Source organism: Mesorhizobium sp. LNHC232B00 (assembly GCF_000502435.1).
GTDB lineage: Bacteria > Pseudomonadota > Alphaproteobacteria > Rhizobiales > Rhizobiaceae > Mesorhizobium > Mesorhizobium opportunistum.
On record NZ_AYWP01000013.1, the window covers coordinates 70356 to 89372 of the forward strand.

Genomic DNA, 19017 nt, shown 5'->3' on the forward strand with positions numbered 1-19017 from the left:
TCGGCTTTCTCCGTGGTAGCAACGGTCGGGGCGATCATGGCCGCCACGCAGCATGCTGAGCGGCAGGTTCCGCAACGGACTAACGGCCGTGGGCTTTCTACCACTTGACCCGCAAACCGAGCGAACCCGTCAGTGCATGACTGTCACCGAAGTTCTCCAACCCCGTGCGGGCGACAGCTTCGCCAAAGACGGAGAACTTATCGTCGGCCCAGTTGATCGTGCCGCCGATGCCGAGACCGCCCCAGAGCTTGTCGTTCCTGCTCGAGAGGCTGCTGCCGGCCAGGTCGACCGACGAGCCGTCCTCGAAGTCGTAATAGAGGTTGGCGATCGTGTAGACATTCGTGTGCCCGGTCCGGCCGCTGCGGTCCTGCCACTGCGACTGGTGGTCGAGCGACAGGCCGAGACGGCCAAGCAGGCTGTCATTGCTGCCGGGCGTAACCCTTGCGCCAAAGGCGTCGGTGAACGCGTCGAGGTCGACGGACGACCAGGCAAGCTGCGCTTGCGGCGTCAGCGACCAGCTCGGGTCGAGCATGATGCGCTTGCCCGCTTCGACGCCGAGCGCGTAGCCGACGCCATTGCTGCCGTCGACCAGCCGCTGTCCGGCGGTCGCCGAGTCGAGATCGCTGTCATACCAGATCACCTGCGCCTGGCTGTCGAGGTAGAAGCCTTCCGCGCCATACCAGGTCAGCGAGCCGGAAACGCCGGTGCCGGTGCTGTCGATCGACCCGCTGCCGAATAGCGACGAGACGTCGGCTGATACGGTGCCGTACTGGAAAGCGACACCGCCGATGAGCTGACCGGCGGCGCTGTCGGAAAGGAGCATGTCGGCGCCAGTCTGAAGCTTCCAGGTCGAAGTGTCGTAACTCGCTGTGGTCGTCGAATTCCGAGGATCGTAGGAGCCACTGGTGCCCTCGATCCTGCCCCACAGGCCGATGCCTGCCTCGGCCCTCACTTCGTCGGAAACCCCGTCGGCGCCTTGCGCTTCCACGGTCCACGACCGGTTGCCGAGCCGCTGCTGGAGCGTGCCTAGCTGGTTGAATGTCTGCAAAACACCCGCATAGGCCTCGTACAGCGGTGCGCCGGCCTGGTAGAGCGGAGTTCCGGGTCCACTGCCATCGATCAGGGCGGAACGCAGATACCAGTCGCCGTCGCCGGGCGTGCTCGTGCCGCCCTGGTAGAGCCGGTAGGCATAGGCGCCGCCGACCACCGCCTGATCGCCTTCGAAGGAGTAGTTGCCCTTGAGCGAGAAGCTGCCATTCGAGACGCCGCCGACATCGACGATCTTGATGCCTTCGACAGTCTGCGCCCCGCCGCCGCCGAGATTGACGACCTGGAGCGTGCCCACGCCTGACGTGCCCCCGGCGATAACCAGCATGTTGGTCTGTGAGTTGTCGGCACCCAGGGCAGCGCCGATGAGAATATTGCCGCCATTGCCGACATAGTCGCCGCTGACGGTCAGCTTGCTTCCGAGGCTCCCGGCGATGCCTACCGTTCCCGCGTTGGTCAGCCCTGCGATCGTCTGCGAGGTGCCGGCGAGATCGAGCGTCGCGCCCGAGGCGACCGAGAACTGCGAAGCGGAACTGAACGCGTTGGCCGCGCCCGCGGCGAGCGTGCCGCCATTGACCAAAGTGGCGCCGGCGAAAGCCGAGTTGTCCGAGGCCAGAACCACTGTCCCCAAGCCGTCCTTGACGAAATTTCCGGCGCCCGAGAGCACGCCGGCATAGCTCGCATTGGCGGTCTGGTCGAAGGTGAACGAGGCGCCGGCGCCGATCGAGACATCGCCGCCGAAGCGCTCGGCCGCCGCGACGAGGCCGCCTTGGTCGACAGTCCAGTCCAGCAGCGACGTGCCTGAAAGGGTCAGCGTGCCGGCGCCATCCTTCACCATTGCGCCGGTGCCGGAGATATCGCCGGCAAAGCTGGCGTCCGCCGCTTGGTTGAAGACGACGATGCCGGAATTGCCGATGTTGCCTCGGATCGAAGCGGCATTGCCGACCAAGGTGCCAGCCCCCACCAACGTGTTGCCGCCATAGCTGTTGGTTCCGGTCAGCGTCAGCGTGCCGGCGCCGGTCTTGGCAAGGCTGCCGGCGCCCGAGATCGCGCCGGACAAGGTGAGGTCGGCCGCGGTGCCGACGGTGCCGCCGGCCGCCGAAAGTATGACACCGCGCGCGGACTCGAAGGCCGCCGTATTGCGCAGCGTGCCGCCTGACAGGGTGAGGGCGCCAGCGGCGGCGCCGAGATTGTTGTCGGCCGCAACCGAAAGCACGCCGCCCAAGACCGTCGTGCCGCCGGTGTAGGTGTTGGCGCCCGACAGCACCAGCGTACCCGCATCGGTCTTGGTCAGGCTGCTGGCCCCGGTGAGCACCGAGGCGATGGTGGCTGTATAGCCCGCGCCAGCCACCGTCCCGTCGCCGACCCGGATGACGCTCTCGCCGCCGGCGCCGGCCAGTGTGACGGGGTCGCCTTCGATGCGGTAGCCATCGGCGGCGAACTGCATTCCGGTGACCTCCAGCGCGCCGGCACTGTCGTCGGCGACGACGGTGCCGCCGAGCGTCTGGAAGACGGCAAAGCCGGGTTGCGGTTTCATGGCTCCGTTGACCAGGCCGGTGCTGGTCGTCCAATTTGGGCTGGTCGCCGTCCAGGTGCCGTTGCCGCCATCGACCAGATTGTTGTTGGCGTTGCCGGCTGCATCGCCGTCCCAAAACCACAAATCGGTGCCGACGCTGCTGATCAGATTGACCTGCTTGTTGACCGAGGTCTGCACCGTCAGGTCGGCGGCCGTGACGCCGGCCGGCAAATTGCCGAGCTCGAGACCGTGGTCGGTGAGCGCGCCGCCATAATTGATCAGCCGGTACACGCCGGGCCCGAAGCCGCCGACATCGGTGATGTTGAGGCTGCCGTCCAGCGTCAGCGCGCCGGTCACCTCGATCAGGTCGTTGACACCGCCACCGACAATGCCGGCCTGGCCAAGCTCGTAGTCGAGGATCGAGCCGGAGCTCAGGCTGAGCGATCCGACCGTAAGCGTGCCCGGGCTGGAGCCTGGCGCCAGCACGCCGCCATCGGCGACGATCACCGCGCCACCGATCGAGCCGGAACCGCCCAGCGTGCCGCCGCTGTTGACCGTCGTTTCGGTATTGCCGAGCGAGCCCTCGACGACGAGCTTGCCGGCGTTGACCGCCGTGCCGCCGGTGTAGGTATTGGCGCCGGTGAGGATCGTCGTTCCGCTGCCGATCTGGCTGACCGAGCCCGTGCCGCTGATCGTGCCGCCATATGTCGGCGCGTCGCTGCGGTCGAAGGCAAGTGTGCCAGCGTTGGCGACGTCGCCGATGATCGAGCCGCTGGTGCCGTCATTTCCCAGTTGCAGGGTGCCTTGCTGGATATCCCAGTTGGTGGTCGCCGTGTTGTCGGCCGTCAGTGCCCAGGTGCCGCTGCCGGTCTTCTCGAAAATGTCGAAGTTGCGATACTGCCCGGCGGCGCCAATCGAACCATCCAGGATCGAGAAGCCGGTTCCGTTGAGCCGGAGGCGGTCGGTGGTCGCCGTGGCGTTCGCCACCACATTGCCGAAGATCTGCGAGCCGTCCTGGAGCTCGAGGCTGATTACGCCGGTTGTCGGCGTGACACTCGAAATCCAGCCGATCGCGTTGGCGCCGGTTCCAGCGCGGATCGTGCCGCTGTTGACAATATCGATCGAGGCACCAGCGGCATTGGCAGCGATGGCGCCCACACCCGGGCCACCGCTTTCGATGGTGCCGGTGTTGATGATCTGACCGGTGCCACTTCGAACGTAGACGCCAATACCGCCGCTGCCGCTCACTGCGGGACCACCGCGGATGGTTCCGTGGTTGGTCAAGGTCGTGGCAGCACCCGGACCGCCGAAATCGACGCCCGCGCCCCCGGATCCCGAAGCGCCGGTTCCGCCCTGGACCAAGCCCATATTGATCACCGCGGCTCCATTCCGGATTAACAGCCCCGCTGATGAAGTGCCGCCATCCGAGCCCCTGAACGTACCTATCAGCGTCCTCGCGGCGCCCGCGCCGGAGATTGGGACGCCGCTGCCCAGGCCGCCAAACAGGATGAACCCTTGCGTGTCGATCGTCAGCGGCTTAGTGGGCGTCGGCAGGCTCGTGGACGATACGGCGAAGCTGGCGGTCAGCGTGACAGTCGCGTTGGGATCAAGATCGGCATTCGCGGCGGTGATCGCGGCGCGAAGCGTGCCTTCGCTGTTGGCGACGTAGTTACCCGCCACCGCCTGGCGCGGCGCCATCCCGGCGGCGACCAGCGCTGCCAGGGAAGCCCCCGCCCAAAACCGCCCGCGCGCTACGGCCAAAACCCCGCCGCGCACGTGTATCCGTCCCGCCATGCCTTCGTCCCCTGATTCCAGATGCACCGAACGCAGCATGAATGCTACCGCCCGGCAATCCACCTATAGTCCAGAGGACTACCAAAACGCTAAGAATGTTGTGCGACTGCAACTATGTACGGAAGAAGATAAAAGTTATATTTGTGAAGGCTAAATTAGCCAGTAAACTATACCGAGAAGCGCTCGTGCCGTTAACAGCCGGTAAACCATCCGCGGCGCCCGCGCCGAGAATTTATTGTTCACGAGAAATTTACGGGCACGATCAGCCAAGGCCGGCTTTTGAATCAAATCGAAGCCGCGACCAAAATGAACCGAACTTTTTAGCCATTCGTTTACATATGCGTGCTTTCTAATTTACGCTATGGCCTGCGATTGCTTCACCCGAACTTGGCTCATGGCGACCGCTCTATGCCGGAGCAAAAGTGCAAATGTCGCCACGATCTTCGCGCTTACCCTGCCGATCGTCGTCGGTGCGGCGGGTTTTGGCGTGGAAACCTCCTACTGGTATTATAACAGCCTAAGATTGCAGGCCACGGCGGATGCCGCGGCCTATGCCGGCGCGCTGGAGCAAATTTCGGGTTCCGACAAGCCGACAGTCGTCGCGGCGGCGACCCAGTCGGCCGCGACGAACGGGCTCGGCTCGGGCACGATCGTCGTCAATACGCCGCCCGTGTCCGGGCCGAACACGGCCAAGAAAGCGGTAGAGGTCATCGTCGGGCAGAACCTCGACCGCATTTTCACGTCGATTTTCACGCAAGACAAGGTTCCCGAGCACGCGAGGGCCGTGGCGCTCATCACCGATGCCTCGAGCGCCTGCATGCTCGCGCTCGATCCGTCTGCTTCGCAGGCGGTGCTGTTTTCAGGCAATACGACCGTCAAGGTCGTCGGCTGCTCGGTTATGTCGAATTCGATCGCTTCCGACGCCATCAAGCTTCAGGGCTCGGCCGGCCTCCAGGCGGATTGCCTGATAACGGCGGGCGGTGTTTCTCTCAGCAACCCCGTCACCACGGTCTGCGCCGCGCCGATCACCCAGGCGCTGCCCGCCGCCGACCCATATGCCGGCTTGCCGGCACCGGCGGCCTCGAACCCCTGCCAGAACGCCAACAAAACGACGCTAGGGCCGGGTACGTACTGTAATGGACTCAGTCTTAGCGGCAATGTCACGCTTCAGCCCGGCGTCTATGTCATCCAGGGCGGCGATTTCAAAGTGAATGCGAACGCCAATATCTCCGGCGACGGCGTTACCATTTACCTTGCCGGTGCATCGCGTGTTTCGATGAACGGCAACGCCACCGTCACGTTGAGCGCACCGACATCCGGCACCTATTCGGGCGTGCTGATGTATGGTGACAGGACGGGCACCGGTGGACAGAGCACCTTCAACGGCACGGCGTCGTCGCTGCTGACGGGCTCGCTTTATTTCCCCAAGCAACAGGTCAACTACCTCGGCAATTTCTCGGGCAAGAACGGTTGCACCCGGGTTGTTGCGGATCTGATCCAGTGGTCCGGCAACTCAACCATCAATCAGAATTGCAAAAGCCTGGGAATAGACAACATTCCAGCAGCGCCGTCCGTGGCGCTGGTCGAGTAGCCCAGCCATGGAACGACCACCAGTGCCGATCCTGAGTGACGATACGGGTGTTGCCGCGGTCGAGTTCGCGTTGGTGCTCCCCTTGCTGTGCGTAGCGCTGCTTGGGATCCTGGACGGCTGGTCCTATATGACCAGCTCGCTGTCGATGCGCGCCGGCGTGAAGACGGCCGCCAACTTGATCATGGAAGGATCGGCCAGCGATACAGTGACCCAAGCGGTTGCCATTGCGAGCTGGGAGAATCGGCCGGCGGATGGCCAGGTCACGCTAAGCCGGATTTACATGTGCGGAACCACCGTGGTCGACGCCTCCGCCCTCTGCAGCGGGCCGAAGGTGCCGTCGATCTACGTTCAGATCCAGGCATCCGCGACCTGGGTGCCGCCCGTCACCTTCGGCGTCTTTTCCACTTCCAGCACCATTGGCCACCTCGAGGTGATCCGTGTTCGCTAGGGCAATACAGGGAATGCGTGGCGGTTTTCCGTTTGGGGCCGCTTCAAAACAAGGCGCCGAGGCGAACGCATTCAGCCGGGATCGGTCGGGCGGGGCTGGGTTGGAATTCGCGCTCATCGCGCCTTTTCTCATCATGTTGCTGTTCGGCATCTTCGCCTTCGGCTGGTCGATGAACTCCGTCTCCAGTGTTCGATATACGCTCGAGACATCGTCACGCTCGCTACAACTTCAGAACAGTTTGACGCAGGCCGACATCCAATCGATCGCGACGCAGAAGCTACAGGCCCTGGGTTTGAAGGATGTGAACGTCACGATCCTCATCGACCCGGCGAGCGGCGGCTTTCGCATGGCGCATCTGACCGCCACCTATGCCTTCGTCATCGATTTTCCATACTTCAGCGCCTTTCCCATCAATTACGCGACAACCGTTACCGTGCCGCTGGTCGGCAGTTAGCCAGCGATCCAGCCGGTATGCGCTTTTGGCTGGGACGTCCGGAACCAGCTCTGAGGGCCGGCGTTTGTCGGCTCAGAGTGTCCAGAAATAGCGCACGATGTGAAAGAAGATCGGGGCCGCGAAGATCAGGCTGTCGGTGCGGTCCATCATGCCGCCATGGCCTTCGATGAGATGGCCCCAGTCCTTGACGCCCTGGTCGCGCTTGATGGCCGAGGCGACCAGCCCGCCCAGAAACCCCATTGAACAGGCGACGAAGGCCACACACGCCGCCTGCAGCGGCGAGAACGGCGTCACGAAGGACAAGAGCGCGCCGAGCAGGCTCGCCGACACCACTCCGCCGATCAGGCCTTCCCAGGTTTTCGACGGCGAGACGGTCGGCGAGAAACGGTGTTTTCCGAACAGCTTGCCGAAGATGTATTGCAGCACGTCGCTGCCTTGCACGACGATGATGAGAAAGGCGATCAGCAGCAGATTGCGGCCTTCGAAGCCGGGCACATCGAGTGTCAGCAGCGCTGGAACATGGCTGACGCAATAGACCGAGATCATGACAGCCCATTGCTGCGCGGCGATCCGCTCGAGAAAGCGTTCGGTGTCGCCGTGCAGCGCGGTAATGGCCGGCATCAGCAGGAAGCAATAAACCGGAATGAAGATGACGAAGAGCCCGTACCAGGCGGTCCACACCAGCCAGTATTGAACCGGTATGATGATGCCGAACATGCCAAGCAGCACCCAATGGTCGCTGCGGCTTGTGTGCGTCAGCGTGACGAATTCGCGCAGCGACGCGAAGGAAATCAGCGCGAACAGGATGGTCATGCCGTAGCGGCCGAAGAAGAAGGCGACCGTCATCAGCGCCACCATCACCCACCACGCGTTGATGCGTTGGGTCAGATTGATCAGCGTCGAACTGAGCGGCTTCGGCGCTCGCGCCGACAGCATGGCGGCGACGATGCTGGCGGTCGTCAGCACCACCAGCAGGCCGATGATCAAAATCGAGATGTCGTGGCGCATCATTTGTCTCGCTCGGGGCGCGGGTTGAGCGCCAGGAGCGTGGCGTGGGCTCGGTCGAGAAAGGCACGGCGCTCTTCGCCCGGAGCCACCGTCACCGGCGCGCCGAAGACGACGCGGCACAGAAGCGGAACCGGTAGGAACTGGCCCTTGGGCAGCACGCGCGACATGTTCTCGATCCAGCACGGGATCAGCTCGACATCAGGCCGCGCCATCGACAAATTGTAGAGCCCGGAGCGGAAGGCCAGCAGCGGCTCCTCTGTCATGTTGCGGGTGCCTTCGGGAAACAGGATCAGCGAGTGGCCCTGGTCGAGGACCGACAGCATGATCTCGATCGGGTTTTCCTCGGGCTTCGTCCATTGCCGGTTGATGAGCACGGACGACAGCATGTCTTCGGCGATGAAGCGGCGCAGCCGCGATTTTCCCCAATACTCGCCCGCCGCCACGGCATGGGTGATCGCGCGCTCTTTTTCGCTCAGGCACGCGGACAAGAGGATGAAGTCGCCATGGCTGGTGTGATTGGCGAAATAGATGCGCTGCCGGTCCGACGGCAGGCTGCCGCTCCATATCGGGCGCACCCCGGTCACCGCCCAGGCCAGCGCCGAGAGGCCGACGGAGGTTACCGTCTGCAGCAGGGTAAAAGTCTTCAGCGCAAGCCTGCTCATCGCGGCGCCCAGAATCCCGCCGCCAAAAGCATCGCCACGAACAGGCCAAGGGCTGCGCGCTGCCTGGTCAGCAACCGGCGCGTACCGGCCATGCGCTCGTCGAGCGAACGTGTAGAGGGCGGCAGCCGCTTCAGGCGCATGCCTGCAAGGATGTCGTCCACAGCAGCGCCGCCGGAAGTCTCATCGTCATGGCTGGCCATCAGCCGGAACAGCAGCGCGTCGAATGCCAGCAGCGCCGACAGCGCCAGCACGGCAACCGCGCTCGCGGCGGCGAGCGACAGCGCGACGGCCGCGGGCCAGGTCTCGAAGGCGCCGCGCGCTAAAGCGGCCAGGGGCGCCAGCACGTTTGCGGCCACAACGAGTGCGGCCGGCCACGCGGCCTGCCGCATCAGCATGCCGGCGAGGCGGTCGGTGCTTTCCCGATAGGCACTGCCGGTCATGATGCCGCCCGCTGCACGGCCTCGGCAAGATGAACCGGCCGGCCGGCGGCCGTCAGCATCTCGCGAGCCAGGGCCGGCGTCTTGGCCCTGCCGGTCGCGACCAGCCATTCGGCGACAACGCCGGCGCTGCGCTGGAAGCCAAGCGCACAGCAGACAAGCACCGTACCGTTGCGGCGCGCTTTCTCCAGCGCGCCGGCTGCCTGTTGGCGCATCATTGCGTGCGGCTGCAACAGGTCGACCATCGGAAAGCTGATCCAGCGGCAAATCGCTCCCACCGGTTTTTCAAGTTCGGCGGCGAGGTCGATGACCGTGCCGAAGCCGTTGGCCTCGCTTGCGGTGGGAAAGCGTCCGAGAAAGACGCCGTCGGCGACCTCCGCCTGCGCAGCAAGATCACGTGTCCAGGCCCATATGTTTACCCTGGCGCCAAGGCGGTAGGGCAGGAGCAGGATGCGGCTTGCGAGGGCGACGCTGCCATCCGTGGATTTCTGGAACACTTTTGAGCCGGCCCCGGCATAGGCGAGGGCGACGATGACCAGTGCCAAAGCCGGCCAAAGCACGAAGAGCGCGACGGCTGAAACGGACGCACCGAACACGGCGCCCGCCAGCGCAAGGACGGCGCCCAGCGCATAGAACCGCGCCAGCCGGCGGGCTTTCGCATCGCGGGTCAACCGGAAGTCTGAAATCGGCAATTCCCCGCTGCGCGGAAACAGCCAGAGCGCGAAAAATCCGAGCAGCGCGCCGGTCGGGATGTCGATGAAATGATGCTGCCATGTCGTCAGCACCGAGGCGCCGATCAGGAAGCACCAGCCATGCCAGAGCGGCAGGAGAAGGCCGCCGAGCCGGTGGCGCCAATGGTCCCAGATGATCACCAGCAGGGCGATGTGCAACGAGGGCGCCTGGTTGAACGGTTTGTCGAAACCGCCAAGCACGGCAAACATGAAGCCCGGCAGGCCGGTTGTTTGCGGCCGCACGAATGTCGCCGACAGCGGGAACAGGATGAAGCAGGCGACAGCCACGATTTGCGCGGTGAGTAAGCGGCCAGCCAGGCGGTCGACCCCTTGCCTGCTATCGTTGAGCAGCAGCGACAGGCCATAGAACAGGTTGATCGACCAGTAGGGCACTATGGTCCAGGCGACGAACGGGATGTTGTGTTCCCAGGAGAACACGATGCTACCGACATCGTCGCGCCGCGACGCCAGCCAGTTGGCGAAGCCATAGGTCAGGTAGAAGAACGGCGCCAGGAACGCCAGCCACAACGCGGCCCTGACCACCACCCGGCCATAGGGTTCAGCGATTGCATTGGCTACGGATTGCGAAGCTTCGGGGTCAGTGGGCATGCCGCGGCGGGTCCTACAGGCGCCGCGCGACCGAGACGGTGAAGATGCCCCATTGGTCGATGCGCTGGTCGAGCTTCTCGAAACCGGCCGCCTCGACGAGCTGGTCCATTTCGCCTTGCGTGCGCCGGCGCATGACCCAGGCCTGGCCACCGCGATGCGAGGTCAGGCTGCGTGCGATCATCTCAAGCTGCGGATGCCAGGGCTGGTTGGTGTAGAGGAGCAGGCTGCCCGGCTGCATGGCGCCGGCCAGTCCACCGAGCGAGCGGGCGATCATCGCATTGTCGCAGAACAGTTCGTAGAGGCCTGAAACGATGGCGAGGTCCGGCGCCGGATCGGTCGCGGCGAGCATGTCCGCATCGAAAGCGTCGGCGCGCCTGAACGAGACGCTGGCCGGCAAGTGCCGCTCGGCAATAAGCTTGCGGCCGAGCTCGACATTGAGGTCGGAATAATCCTGCAGGCGAACGCTTGCCGGCTGGTCGGGGCTCTTCACGATCGCATCGAGAACATAGCGGCCGTGGCCGGCGGCGATGTCGAGAATATGGGCCGGCCGGCCGGCGGCCTTCAGCGTCGCCAGGCAAGAGCCGATCTGTTCTTCCAGATGCAGCTTGCGCTGGCGGATGCCGCGCCAGCCGATGGCCTCCAGGAAGATGCGGTCGACGAAGCGGCCAAGCGGTGTCAGCCCGCGCGCGTCGTTCTCGTAGACATAGTCCAGCGTCGAGCCGGAATCGAAGCCGGTGGTAACACCGGCCTTCATGCCCGACGAGACCCAGGCGCCCATGCGAATGGAGGCGCGGCTGAACGCCCAATAGAGCCCTTTTGGCGACAGCAGATCGAGCGGCGAGGCAAGCCGGTCGGCTTCGTCGCGCGTGTAGCCGGCAATATCGGCCTGCTTCAGGTCGGCCGCCGCGTCCGGCGCCGTGAACTGCTTGGCCAGGAACGGCCGGATCAGATCGAGGGCCTGCGCCCGGTCGCGCTCGCCCAGCGTGTCGTGGAAGAAACCCGGCAACACATGGCGTTCCTTGGTCCTGCTGCCGAGATTGACGAAGAATTCGTGCTGGGGGCCATGGCGTACCACCCAGTCGCTTCCCGAAAGCAGAAGCTGCGTCGGCACGGTGATGGCGCGGGCGTCTGCAACGATACGGGCGGCGTGCTGGTAGAGTTCGACCAGGATGTTGGAGGCGATCGGCCGCGTGATCAGTGGATCGCTCTCGAAAGAGGCGATGCGCACGGGATCATGGGTCAGGAATTTCGCCTTGACGTAGGAGTTGACGAAGAAACGGCCCTTGAGCCTTTGCCAGAGCGCAATGCCTTCCTTGGCGAAGGGCACGTAGAGCTTGACCGAAAAGGCCGGCGAGGCCAGCACCATGGCGCGCAGTTTCGGCGCATAGTCGTGCACCCAGGCGGCGGCAAGCACAGCGCCGAAGGACTGCGCAATCAGCGCGATATCCTGCGTCGCGAAGCCATCCCTGGCGGCGATCTCGCGCATGAAGCAGTCTATGTCGCGCACCAGCGCCGCGAAGGACGGAGCATAGCCGCGTTCGCCGGACGAACGGCCGTTGCCGCGGGCATCCCAGGCGTAGAAGGCGTGATCCGGCATCTGCAATTCGTCGACGAGATGGGCCATGCGGCCGCCATGTTCATGACCGCGATGGAAGAGCACCACCGCGCCCTTGGCATCCGCGGAAACCGCCGGCCAGAACCGGTAGAAGATTTCGGTTCCGTCGTGGCTAAGGAAGACACGCTCTTGTGCTTGCCGGCCAAGGCTTTCGGCAGCCGCTGCGATCGATCCGTGCATCATGGTCTTCCCCTCTGGCGGCATGGCGAGCCCGGTGCTCAGCTGGCGCTGCCAATAAGGCCGGCGCGTATCCGGTTAATGGCGGTCAGCAGCGAAAGCGTTGCCATGGCCGGAAACACAAGCGGCGCGATGGATGGAGACCACAGATCGGCGGCGCACAGAACGGCCACCACGCCCAGCGCCAGCGCCCTGTCGCTCTTGCCGAACGGCCCGGCATAATTGCGCCCGATGCCGGCCGCGATGCCGAGCACACCGGCGAACTCGGTCAGCACCGCAGTGATGGCAAAGGCGATGACACCCCAGGTATTGAACAGCGCAAAGGCTGCAAAAGGCAGGATCAGCGCCAGGTCTGAAACGACGTCGCAGATCTCGTTCAGATACATGCCGAGCGTCGAAGCCTGGCCATGTTCGCGCGCCAGCATGCCGTCCACCGCATTGAGCGCCATGCGCACGAACAGCACCACGGGAATGAGCAGCAGTGGCCAGCGCCATTCAGGCAGGGTCGCGATGACCGCTCCGGCCGCGATCGACATCAGGGCAGCCAGGATGGTTACGCTGTTGGCGGTGACACCGATGGCCGCCAGCCGGTTGACCAGCGGCCGCAGTCTCCCCTGGAAAGCCGGCTTGAGCGCGTAAAGCGTCGGCATTGCGTTGATCCCCCGATCCTGACTGCGGCTGTACATGAATATGTCGTACGCGACCAGCGGCTGCAGCGCCCAAACGGGTGCTGGCATCTGATATGGCGGATTGGACGCTGCCCGGAGATCGGCAGTCGCTAGCTCGGGCCGCGAGTGTCACCAGTCGCTAACCACGATGACGTTGGGCGGCCGCCATGCGCATTTGCCGGCTTTCAACCGCGATATAGCGGCTTGAATAGTGAGCACGCTTATCATATATACCGCTCATGGTTTCAGATGGCTTGGACAGATTGGGATTTTTGATCCACGACGTGCAGCGCTTGATGCGCAAGCGTTTCGAGACGCGCGCCAGCGGCCTTGGCCTGTCCTCGGCGCAATGGCGGCTGATGGTGCGCGTCGCCAAGGAAGCAGGCATCACACAGGCGCGGCTCGCCGAACTGCTCGAGATCGAACCGATCAGCGTCTCGCGCCTTGTCGACCGGATGGAGGAGGGCGGCTGGATCGAACGCCGCGCCGACGCCGCCGATCGCCGTGTGCGCATGATTTTCCCGACCGCCAAGGCGAGTGCCGCCTATGCGGAGGTCAAGAGCCTGGCTGGCGAAGTCTATGAAGAATCGCTCGTCGGCGTTTCGCCGGAGGATCGTCGCGTCCTGATCAGGGCGCTCGACGCGATGGCACACAATCTCGGCGACGGCGATCCGCCGTCCGACGAAAAGATCAAGAGTACAGAAGGCGCAGCAGCATGAACGCCGTAGCGAAGATAGACGAGAACACCCCGAAGGTTGAGATGGAATCGCCGGCCAAGCCGGCCGACACGCCCGTCGCGGCGGCCCCGGTGGTGCCGGAGCCGGCCCCGACGCCAAAGAAGAAGCGCCGCATCGGCCGCTCGCTTTTGATGTTTGCCTTGCCGGCGGCGCTGGCCATCGGCGGCGGCTATGTCTGGGTCACCGGCGGGCGCTACCAGGAGACGGAGAACGCCAACCTGCAGCAGGCCAAGGTGTCGATCGCCTCGGATACGGCTGGCCGCATCGTCAAGGTCGCCATATCCGACAACCAGCTGGTCAAGCAGGGCGATGTGCTGTTTGCCATCGACCCCGAGCCCTACCGCATCGCATTGGCCCAGGCCGACGCGGCGGTCGCGGTCGCACGCGTCGGCATCGAGCAGTTGCGCGCGGCCTACAGCCAGGCGACGGCGCAGCAAAAGTCGGATGCCAGCGAGGTCGCCTTCGCCCAGTCGCAATACGACCGCGCCGCAGACCTTGCCCAGAAGGGCATCAACGCCAAATCGTCGCTCGACCAAGCCAAGAACGATCTCGACAAGGCCAGGCAGCAACTGGCGGTTGCCGAGCAGGGCATCATCAGCGCCAAGGCGGCACTTGCCGGCAATCCCGACATCGAGACCGACAAGCATCCGACCGTGATGGCGGCGCTCGCCGCGCGCGACAAGGCCGCCTACGACCTGGCGCAGACCACGGTCAGGGCGCCAGCCGATGGCGTGATCAGCCAGGCCTCGTCGTTCAAGGTCGGCCAGTATGTCGGTTCCGGCACGCCCTTGTTTGCGCTGGTAGAGACCGGCGACACCTGGATCGACGCCAATTTCAAGGAAACGCAGCTGACCCACATGAAGCCCGGCCAGAAGGCCGAGATCGTGGTCGACACCTATCCCGGCCGCACCTTCGAGGCGACGGTCAAGGCGATCGGCGCCGGCACCGGGGCGGAGTTTTCGCTGCTCCCGGCGCAGAACGCCACCGGCAATTGGGTCAAGGTCACGCAGCGCATTCCGGTGCGCCTGGAACTGACGGACCCCGACGCCAAGATGGCGCTGCGCACCGGCATGAGCGCCGCCGTCACCGTCGACACCGGTGTGGCGCGTGGCTGGCCGTCGATCTTCGGTCACGCCACGGCCGGCGAGACCGCGCAGTAGAGAGCGAAGCCCGCCGGGACCAGGCGGGTGGAAGCGAACAGCAGGATTGGTCTGATGGGAGGGGTTGGAAGGATCAGCGTTTGGCCGAACCGCGTCGCGGCTTGCCCGAATTTTGAAACCTTCGACACGGACCCGTCGGTCCTCATGTTTCCGGGCGGCAGACATCCGCTCATCAGAGACTTCGGTCGATGTAACCCCCACATCGACAAATCGCGTCCCACCGCGATGAGGATCTCTCAACGGAAGGCATTGCCGCCCGGAAACCCATTGTACACGTTTTTGTTACCGGCTGGAAGTTCAACGCCATGAGCACGCCCGAACCTTTCAAGGAAGTGCCGCATCGCGGCCTGATCACGGTCGCGCTGATGCTGGCGACGATCATGCAGGCGCTCGACACCACGATCGCCAACGTCGCGCTGCCGACCATGACCGGCGATCTCGGTGCCTCGCCCGACAATATCAACTGGGTGCTGACCTCCTACATCGTTGCCGCCGCCATCATGACGCCGGTGACCGGCTGGCTCGCCGACCGCTTCGGCCGCAAGGAACTGTTCCTGGGGGCGGTTGTCGGCTTCACCGTGTTCTCGATGCTGTGCGGTATCGCCTGGAGCCTGGAGAGCATAGTGTTCTTCCGTCTGATGCAGGGCGTGTTCGGCGCGGCCATCGTGCCGCTGTCGCAGACCTTCCTGCTCGACATCAACCCCAGGGAACGCCACGGCCAGGCAATGGCCATCTGGGGCGCCGGCATCATGCTGGGGCCGATCCTGGGCCCGACGCTGGGTGGCTGGCTGACCGAGAATTTCAACTGGCGCTGGGTGTTCTTCATCAATTTGCCGGTCGGCATCATCGCCTTCCTCGGCATGGCGGCCTATCTGCCGGCAGTTGCCCGGCGGGTGCGCAGCTTCGATTTCTTCGGCTTCGCCATGTTGTCGCTGGGCGTCGGTGCGCTGCAGCTGCTGCTCGATCGCGGCGGCGAGGTCGACTGGTTTTCGTCGGTCGAAATCTGGATCGAGCTTGCTCTTTCGATCACCGGCTTCTGGGTGTTCATCATTCACACGGTGACGGCGGAACGTCCTTTCATCGATCCCAAGATCTTCCTCGACCGCAATTTCGTGACCGGGCTCGCCTTCATCTTCGTGATGGGCGTGCTGATTCTCGCCTCGATGTCGTTGCTGCCGCCGATGCTGTCGACCATCTTCGGCTATCCGACCGTCACCATCGGCATCGTCCTGGGGCCGCGCGGTGTCGGCACGATGATTTCGATGCTCGTCGTAGGGCGGCTGATGAACAGGATCGACGCCAGGATCCTGGTCGTCATCGGCTTTCTGTTGACCGCGCAGTCGCTCTACACCATGTCCTCCTTCACGCCCCAGATGGACAACTGGCTGATCCTCAGCTCCGGCGTCATCCAGGGCCTGGGCATGGGGATGGTGTTCGTGCCGTTGTCGACGGTAGCCTTCGCCACGCTCGACGTGCGCTTCCGCACCGATGCCACCGCTTTGTTCAGCCTGGTGCGCAACCTCGGTTCGTCCATCGGCGTGTCGGTGGTGACGGTCTTGATGGTGCGCAACACGCAGGTCAATCACACCGAGCTTTCGGCCTTCATCAACCCGTTCAACCCCAATCTCTGGGCGGTTTCGCCGGCGGCCGCGGGCGGCGATCCGATGGCGCTGTCGGAGGTCGATCGCATGGTCAACATCCAGGCCATGATGATCTCCTACGTCGACGACTTCAAAATACTGATGATGATGACGCTGCTGGCCATCCCGTTCGTCGTCCTGCTGCGCAAGCCGAAGGCCAGTCCGGCCGCCGGCGGCGCGCCTGCCGCGCATATGGATTAGCGAGCCTTGATGTCGAAACCTGAGGGGTTGCGATGACACAGGGCAAAAGTAACGAGATCATCGATTGCGACAATGCAGGCCGTATTGTCATCACGCAACGTTCAAAGACTGTATGGGTCCCAGTCGGAGTCAATCGAGGTCGCGAGTACGAGGTGAAGGGGCGCTCCCCAAAGGCCGCGCTTGCGCTATGGATCGAAGCTGCCAGATACTTGGGGCGCGGTTCACTCGATCCATTCGATAACGCTCAAAAACGGTATGGATTACGGCAGGAAGCTATCGAGGCCGCAATTTTGAAGTTAAGGGCCGTTCGGCAACAATCGCGCTCGCACTGTGGATAGAGGGCTCTCGGTACAAAGGGCCACGGACTTGAGGCCGTTCTTCGCAGCGATGCGGTGGATCCCATGTTCCATATGTTGTTAACGATCGACATTTGGCTCGCCGCCGAGCCGGCAATCCAGTCAACCTGGAGCTGACGGTTGCTCAGCTTCGGAGACAACAGTTGACAGTTTTCGAACTTGAGCGCCGAGTCTCCCGCGCGAATTATCGCACGACTGCTCAAAGGGAGGACCGTACATGGAACACCTTAATCGCAGATCAGCCCTTAAATTTGGTCTCGCTGCGACCGCCGCGACCCCCGTATTTTCATTAGCAGCGCCGGCGGAGGCGGCAGCTCCCAGCTATAGCGCCACTGATGGTATGGACATGGGACACGGACGACGGATGGTGGAAGTCGGGGAGCAGGAGTCACAGATCAGTGCTTACAAGAGCATCAAGATAATCGATGTGATCTATCAACCCGGAGCTTCCGATCCGGACGACCAGCCTATGATGGACATGGACATGATCTGCCACATCATTGCCGGTGAGTTCAAAATCGAGAAGAAAGGTATTCCGGCCTATACCGTCAAAGACGGCGGCCTCTACAGCTGCGGCAAGGGAAAGTCGGATAAAGCCACCAACATCAGCAACGTGGTTGGCATCCATCGAATTGCACTCTTGATCCCAGCTTAAGGTCTGCGACGCATTCGCCACGGTGGCGACTTTGTCGCCGAGCCGTCCGTGTGGCGGTGGCAAGCTGCCACACGGCAGGCGTTATGGGTGTGCAAGATGAGGAAGCGGCTGCTGGAACCTAACGCAGTCGGGATTAAGCGGGATAGAGATCGATGAGGAAGCTGACAGCTTCTACCGCGCCGCGCCATCCTGGATGCCAGTGATGTCGTTCCGGCATGGAGCGCGCTAACACGACGTAAGGAAAGTAGGATAGCCGGGAAGCTCTACCTGCCCAGAACCAGCGCCCAATAGCGCAGGTTAGGGTCACGCCCGTCGCGGACATAGGCGAGCCCGAAGCGGCTGAAATCCGGATCGAGTATGTTACGCCGGTGGCCCTGCGAATGCATCCAGATGTCGAACAGTTTTTGCTGGTCGAAGCGGCCTTCGGCGATGTTCTCGGCCGCGGCCCCCCGTACTCCGTTGTCCTTCATGCGCGAGGCGAAATCCTTGCCCCAGCCCGTGGTGTGGCTCATGCGCTCACGCGACGCCATATAGCCTGCCTGCTGCAGCGCTGACTGCTCCAACTGAGCATCGGGGACGAGCGGCCCGAGCCCCGCGGTGGCGCGCAGGCTTGCCAGCGTGCCGGTCGCGGAGGACGAGACTCCGGCGCCTTGCCCGGTCGGCAGCGAAACGGTGCCGCAGGCGGCAAGGCCGGCCAGGGCCGCGAGACCGATCAGAAGGGCACGCCTGCTTAGGCGCGGTTCGACGGCGGAATGGGAACGAGCAGCAGTGATCATTCCTGCCTGAATAGTCGCGATCGTGGCTTTTGACGGGCAAGCGGCGAAATTTTTGCGCCGCCGCCCTTTGCGCCAATCGGTTTCCTGCCAGTCCTTAAGGACAACGAGGCGGCCTGGGACGGCGGCTTATGCAGCCTTCCGCCGCGATTGGCTCACGCTCAGCCACACCGCCGAAACCAGGAAGTAGAAGGCGCCTACCGCGGCATAGCCGGCCACGTTGGTGATGGAGGGCGGCATCGGCATCCGCGCCTGGATGATGAAAAAGCTGCCCGCCAGCGCTGATTGCCCGCCGCTCAGGATCATCGCCCACTGCGCGCCAAAACGCTTCCAACGGCGGACGGCGGTGCCGAGCTGAAGCAGGCCGGACAGGATCGCCCATACGCCGAACACGCCGAGCACCCAATTCATGCTCATCGTCAGCGCGAGAACCACCGCGAGCGCTGTCGCCAGGCTGGCCAGGACGTTGATGGCCTGCGTGCGATTGCGTCCCAATCCTCCGCTGCGCGATGCGTCGACAAAATTGGCCAGCGCATCCCATGCGGGATAAGCCACGAGTAGAACCGCGGCGACCGCCAAGGAATGCTGTCCCACCGTGAAGGCAGCCGCCACCCAGGCCGCCGAGAATGCCGTCCGGGCGAAGTAGTAGAGTTTGAGCCATTGTTCCTCGCTGGCCCTGGGAAGATCGCCACTGTGAACCGTCATCGGATTGTCCTTTCGACTAGTAGGTAGGGATTT

16 protein-coding genes are annotated in these 19017 nt (G+C 63.8%); 7 read left to right on the plus strand and 9 right to left on the minus strand.

Annotated elements, in window-relative coordinates; translation table 11 throughout:
• Nucleotides 1–97 precede the first annotated feature (97 nt).
• Nucleotides 98–4357: an autotransporter outer membrane beta-barrel domain-containing protein gene (locus X743_RS151760; protein WP_198028446.1), complete on the minus strand. Its 4260-nt coding sequence runs from the start codon at nt 4355–4357 to the stop codon at nt 98–100.
• Nucleotides 4358–4718: 361 nt separating this feature from the next.
• On the opposite strand from X743_RS151760, the gene X743_RS151755 reads away from it, so the two are divergent.
• Genes X743_RS151755 through X743_RS151745 form a run of 3 tightly spaced genes read left to right on the plus strand, consistent with a single transcriptional unit; the run spans nt 4719 to nt 6850 of the window.
• Nucleotides 4719–5948 (plus strand): pilus assembly protein TadG-related protein, encoded by a 1230-nt coding sequence (locus tag X743_RS151755; protein WP_023766473.1) that lies wholly within the window; start codon nt 4719–4721, stop codon nt 5946–5948.
• Between the two features lie 22 nt (nt 5949–5970).
• Nucleotides 5971–6396: a TadE/TadG family type IV pilus assembly protein gene (locus X743_RS151750; protein ID WP_084555534.1), complete on the plus strand. Its 426-nt coding sequence runs from the start codon at nt 5971–5973 to the stop codon at nt 6394–6396.
• 13 nt (nt 6397–6409) lie between these two features.
• Nucleotides 6410–6850, plus strand: a complete 441-nt coding sequence (locus tag X743_RS151745; protein ID WP_023766475.1) for a TadE/TadG family type IV pilus assembly protein — start codon at nt 6410–6412, stop codon at nt 6848–6850.
• A 72-nt stretch (nt 6851–6922) separates the two neighbouring features.
• On the opposite strand, the gene X743_RS151740 is transcribed toward X743_RS151745, so the two are convergent.
• The 6 genes from X743_RS151740 to X743_RS151715 are packed head-to-tail and all read right to left on the minus strand — an operon-like array spanning nt 6923 to nt 12739.
• Complete coding sequence (locus X743_RS151740) at nt 6923–7858, minus strand: phosphatidate cytidylyltransferase (RefSeq protein ID WP_023766476.1); 936 nt, start codon at nt 7856–7858, stop codon at nt 6923–6925.
• Nucleotides 7858–8520 carry a lysophospholipid acyltransferase family protein gene (locus tag X743_RS151735; RefSeq protein WP_031257855.1) on the minus strand — a complete coding sequence of 221 codons (663 nt, stop codon included), beginning with the start codon at nt 8518–8520 and terminating at the stop codon, nt 7858–7860. Before X743_RS151735 ends, X743_RS151740 begins: the two co-directional genes overlap by 1 nt.
• On the minus strand, nt 8517–8960 hold the full coding sequence (locus X743_RS151730) for a hypothetical protein (protein ID WP_023766478.1): 444 nt from the start codon (nt 8958–8960) through the stop codon (nt 8517–8519). Before X743_RS151730 ends, X743_RS151735 begins: the two co-directional genes overlap by 4 nt.
• Nucleotides 8957–10297 carry a phosphatase PAP2/dual specificity phosphatase family protein gene (locus X743_RS151725; RefSeq protein ID WP_084555535.1) on the minus strand — a complete coding sequence of 447 codons (1341 nt, stop codon included), beginning with the start codon at nt 10295–10297 and terminating at the stop codon, nt 8957–8959. The genes X743_RS151730 and X743_RS151725 overlap by 4 nt, the downstream gene beginning before the upstream one ends.
• A gap of 13 nt (nt 10298–10310) precedes the next feature.
• On the minus strand, nt 10311–12092 hold the full coding sequence (locus X743_RS151720; protein ID WP_198028447.1) for a bifunctional alpha/beta hydrolase/class I SAM-dependent methyltransferase: 1782 nt from the start codon (nt 12090–12092) through the stop codon (nt 10311–10313).
• A gap of 38 nt (nt 12093–12130) precedes the next feature.
• Nucleotides 12131–12739 carry a CDP-alcohol phosphatidyltransferase family protein gene (locus tag X743_RS151715; RefSeq protein ID WP_023766481.1) on the minus strand — a complete coding sequence of 203 codons (609 nt, stop codon included), beginning with the start codon at nt 12737–12739 and terminating at the stop codon, nt 12131–12133.
• Between the two features lie 257 nt (nt 12740–12996).
• Here X743_RS151715 and X743_RS151710 point away from each other — a divergent pair, with 257 nt between their 5' ends.
• The 4 genes from X743_RS151710 (at nt 12997) to X743_RS151695 (ending at nt 17506) form a co-directional block, all read left to right on the plus strand.
• Entirely contained in the window at nt 12997–13476 is a 480-nt protein-coding gene (locus tag X743_RS151710; protein ID WP_023766482.1) for a MarR family winged helix-turn-helix transcriptional regulator, read from the plus strand.
• A complete protein-coding gene (locus X743_RS151705; protein WP_023766483.1) occupies nt 13473–14654 on the plus strand; it encodes an HlyD family secretion protein in 1182 nt (393 codons plus the stop codon). The genes X743_RS151710 and X743_RS151705 overlap by 4 nt, the downstream gene beginning before the upstream one ends.
• A gap of 305 nt (nt 14655–14959) precedes the next feature.
• On the plus strand, nt 14960–16495 hold the full coding sequence (locus X743_RS151700) for a DHA2 family efflux MFS transporter permease subunit (RefSeq protein WP_023766484.1): 1536 nt from the start codon (nt 14960–14962) through the stop codon (nt 16493–16495).
• Between the two features lie 573 nt (nt 16496–17068).
• On the plus strand, nt 17069–17506 hold the full coding sequence (locus X743_RS151695; RefSeq protein WP_023766485.1) for a hypothetical protein: 438 nt from the start codon (nt 17069–17071) through the stop codon (nt 17504–17506).
• A 263-nt stretch (nt 17507–17769) separates the two neighbouring features.
• Here the strand turns inward: X743_RS151695 and X743_RS151690 are convergent, their stop codons facing one another.
• Nucleotides 17770–18282: a CAP domain-containing protein gene (locus tag X743_RS151690; RefSeq protein ID WP_023766486.1), complete on the minus strand. Its 513-nt coding sequence runs from the start codon at nt 18280–18282 to the stop codon at nt 17770–17772.
• Between the two features lie 126 nt (nt 18283–18408).
• On the minus strand, nt 18409–18984 hold the full coding sequence (locus X743_RS151685) for a DUF308 domain-containing protein (protein ID WP_023766487.1): 576 nt from the start codon (nt 18982–18984) through the stop codon (nt 18409–18411).
• Between the last annotated feature and the right edge of the window lie 33 nt (nt 18985–19017).